Annotated in this window: 3 protein-coding genes; all 3 read right to left on the bottom strand. The window is 60.1% G+C overall.

The genetic code is table 11. From position 1 onward, the window contains the following. On the bottom strand, positions 1–456 hold a 456-nt coding region (locus IQ273_RS31670), incomplete at its 3' end, for a NifX-associated nitrogen fixation protein (RefSeq protein ID WP_194027061.1). Continuing rightward, positions 453–878: a nitrogen fixation protein NifX gene (gene nifX / locus IQ273_RS31675; protein WP_194027062.1), complete on the bottom strand. Its 426-nt coding sequence runs from the start codon at positions 876–878 to the stop codon at positions 453–455. The genes nifX and IQ273_RS31670, both read right to left, overlap by 4 nt. Positions 879–1,031: 153 nt before the next feature. Then, positions 1,032–3,622 (bottom strand): bifunctional nitrogenase iron-molybdenum cofactor biosynthesis protein NifEN (locus tag IQ273_RS31680; protein ID WP_194027063.1); only part of this gene is annotated, 2,591 nt, incomplete at its 5' end.

The raw sequence follows: 3,622 nt of genomic DNA on the forward strand, positions 1-3,622 counted from the left end.
TTGGTGGGCTAGGTCGATGCCTTTGGCAACGAGTTTTTCACCTTCGGTGCTGAGCGTTTCGAGGGAGTCAAAGCCAAAGCGCTGGGCATCGCGCAGGGTTTTGCTGACCAAAATTAGCCGCCCTGAGAAGATCAGCGCCCAGCCAAAGCCTTCGTGGCTGAGGTCGATCACCACCTGGGAGAGCTGGCCGGTTTCGGCTTCGATGCGGTAGGCGATCGCCCGGTAAAAAGCCATAATTCGGCTCTGGGTGATAGGGTCCACCTCGCCTTCTACAGAAATTTTGCGTTTTTGGGCTTTGCTGAGTACGTAGGGCTTGAGTAGCAGCTCATCGGCCCAGTGGCGGTAGGTGCCGTAGGGGTCGTTGGCGCGCATCTGCTGCACCATGGCCTTGAGAAAGGGGGAGCTATCAACTATCAGGGCAGAGCTAAGGGCAACAGGAGATTCAGCGGTGGTCATACGGTTACTTCCTCTTCAGTTTCGATGTAGGCGTCTTCAAATTTGGGGGTCTGGTCCTGGCGCAGGGCCTTGCGCAACCAGGGTGGCGGATTGCCCTGGAGGGTCTGCATCAGCTGAATTAGCATTGCCTCGATTTCATCATCTTCAGAGTGAGATTTCATCGGGGTAATGCGGTGGTTGATTAACCGGGCCGCCGCACTGCCGCCAATGTCGGCCACATAGACGATGGTGCAGCCCGCCAGCGCCTTCAGCTTGGGTTCGAGCTTGTCTTCGTTGCCGTCTTCCTTTAGCTCACCGCCAAAGGTAAGGGTTTCGAGAAAGGTGTAGCCGTCGAGGGTGAGGTCGTAGACATCGATCTGGCTGGCCCAACCAAAGTGGGCATTGATGTGGACGTTGTCTTTGGTTGCGAAGGCTATTTTCATGGCAAATCTCCTAGCTTTAAGGTTGAGAATTTTGAATGGTCTTTTCTGGCTCCCCTCTCCTGTCTGGGAGAGGGGCTGGGGATGAGGGCTAGTAAGCCAAGGGTGATGGTGGGCAGTGCCCACCCTACGGGATTCTGGCTCTGGGGGAGAGGGCTAACCACTCCCCTCCCGCCACCGATGCACCAGCGCGTGGGTGCGCTCTTCGTCCGCCTCTAGCAGCAGGTTGCCGATCGCAAACAGCAGATCCAGCGTGCCGCGATAGCCGACGGTGCAGCGATGGCCGTTGCCCAGGTGTTCTAGCATGGGGAACCCGTGCAGGTAGAGAGGAATGCCCATGCGGCGGGCGATCGGGCGGGCCTTGGAGTTGGTGATCCACAGGTCGGCGGTGGCGGCCATATCGGTGAGGTCTTCGAAGTCGCCGATGTAGACCTGCTCGGTGGGGAGATCCTTTAGCAGGGGCGAGGGGGCGGCGGTAACAGCGGCCTGAATTTCGGCTCCGGTGCTGTGCAGCCACCAGGCGATGTTGTGGAGTAGGTCGGGTTCGAGGGCGATCGCCACCTTTTTCCGGCCAAAGAAAAAGTGAGTGTCGAGCATGGCATCCTGCACCTGGCGACGCTGGCGCAGGTACTTGGCGGGCACGGGCTGGCCACTGATTTGGGAGAGTGTGTGGAGGAATTCGTCCACGGCTCTCAATCCTGTCAGCTGGGTGAAGGTAACGGCGGGGGTGTTGAAGCGATCGGTGAGGATGGTTGCGGCTTTGGTCATGCTGCCACCCAGGGCCAGGGTGAGGGCCGATCGCCCCACGGCCTTGAGTTCTGCCACGGTGGTGCCGCCGGTTGCAGTGGTGGCAAAGTCGGCATCCTCCAGGTGGCCATCTAGGGAGGTGGAAATGTCGGGGACTGCGATCGCGGTCAGTCCAAAAGCCTCGACCATCTCCTTCAGTTCCGCCACATCGCCGGGGCCAAAGGCGGCACTGGCCAACAGTGTTACTTGGCGAGGGTTCACCGTCCCTGGTTCAGGCATGGTCTGCACCAGGCTCTCCACAGCTGCCGCAAAGCCGTCTTCCAAACTGCCCTTGTAGTCGGGGGTGGAGGCCAACACAACCGGCACGGTGACCTCGGGATTGGCTTTGTGAAAGTCGCGCAGAATGGCCTGCATGTCGTCACCTCGGGTTTCGGTCAGGCCGGTGGTCAACAGGCCCACCAGCTCCGGTTGCGAGTTCTTAATCACCGTCAGCAGGCCGCCGTGGACGTTGTCGTCGCCGCCCAGTACCGTGCTCACCTCGCTCATCGCCGTGGTCGCCAGGGGAATCGCCTCCTGAAAGTGGTTGACCAGCATCACCTTGGCAAAGGCCGTGCAGCCTTGGGAACCGTGGAACAGCGGCATGGCCCCCTGAATGCCGAGGAAGGCTAGCGCTGCCCCGAGGGGCTGGCTTTGCTTCAGCGGGTTGACGGTAAGGGCCTTGCGGCGGGCGATGATTTTGGTGGGAGGGGTATAGGGTTTACGGTGTACGGTATACGGTGCGTCTTGGGTGCTGAAGGCAGCAGGTGGCACCTCCGCTGAACCGTCCTCAACCGCTGACCGTAAACCGTGAACCGTAAACCGTGAACCCTCCCCCTCCCAAGGCGCTTCCCGTCGCACCTCATCCCACACCGGGCTGTGCAGGGTTTCATCCAGTTCTTTCGCCATTTCCAACAGGCCGCCGTAGCCGGAATAGGGGTTGTGGCGCTCCTGGTTGATGTGCAGAAAGGGGATGCGGGCTTTGAGGGCGGTGTACTGGTTGCGGCCTCCGGCGATCAGCATGTCGGCATTGGTTTTCTCGATCACCTTCAGCAGTTCGGCGGCTCCGCCTTTTTCGAGCATGATGCCGTCCTGGCCGAGCAGGGTTTTGATCCGGGCTTTGTCTTCTTCGGTGCTCTTTTTGCTGCTGGTGGCGACCACTTTAATGCCCAGGTCTTGGGCGGCGGAGATGATCGACCAGGATTTGACGCCGCCGGTGTAGAGGACGACTCGCTTGCCCTGGAGGCGATCGCGGTAGGGCGTGAGCTGCTGATCCAGCTTGGCGGTTTCTTCAGCGATCACGGTTTCCACGCGGGCCTGCATGGCGGCGTCACCGAGTTTGGCTGCGATCGCCCGCAGGCAGTGGTTCATATCCGCCACCCCGTAGAATGACTCTTCGATGTAGGGAATGCCGTAGCGCTCTTCCATCTTGTGGGCCAGGTTGATCAGCGCCTTCGAGCAGATCATCACGTTGAGCTTGGCCCGATGGGCGTAGGCCACCTCCTGATAGAGAGCATCGCCGGTAATCTTAGACAGCACCCGAATGCCGACTTTCTCAAACAGGGGCAGCACGCCCCACATTTCCCCGGCGATGTTGTATTCGCCAATCAGATTGATGTCGTAGGGGGTGGTGGTTTCGGGCTCTGCCGTACCGATCACGTGCTCCAGCAGGGCTTCCCCGGCCAGACGGTTGCCCAGGTTCTTGCTGCCCACAAAGCCGGGGGATTGCACCGGCACCACTGGCAGGCCCAGCTTCTCTGTGGCCGCCTTGCACACAGCCTCCAGGTCATCGCCAATCAGCGCCGTCACACAGGTGGAATAGACAAACACGGCGGCGGGGCTGTAGCGCTCCTGCACATCCTGAATGGCTTTATACAGCTTTTTCTCGCCGCCAAAGATGATGTCGTTTTCGCTCAGGTCGGTGGTGAAGCCCATTTTGTAGAGGGTGTCGCCCGACGATAGGC

The organism is Nodosilinea sp. LEGE 07298 (assembly GCF_015207265.1).
Taxonomy (GTDB): domain Bacteria; phylum Cyanobacteriota; class Cyanobacteriia; order Phormidesmidales; family Phormidesmidaceae; genus Nodosilinea.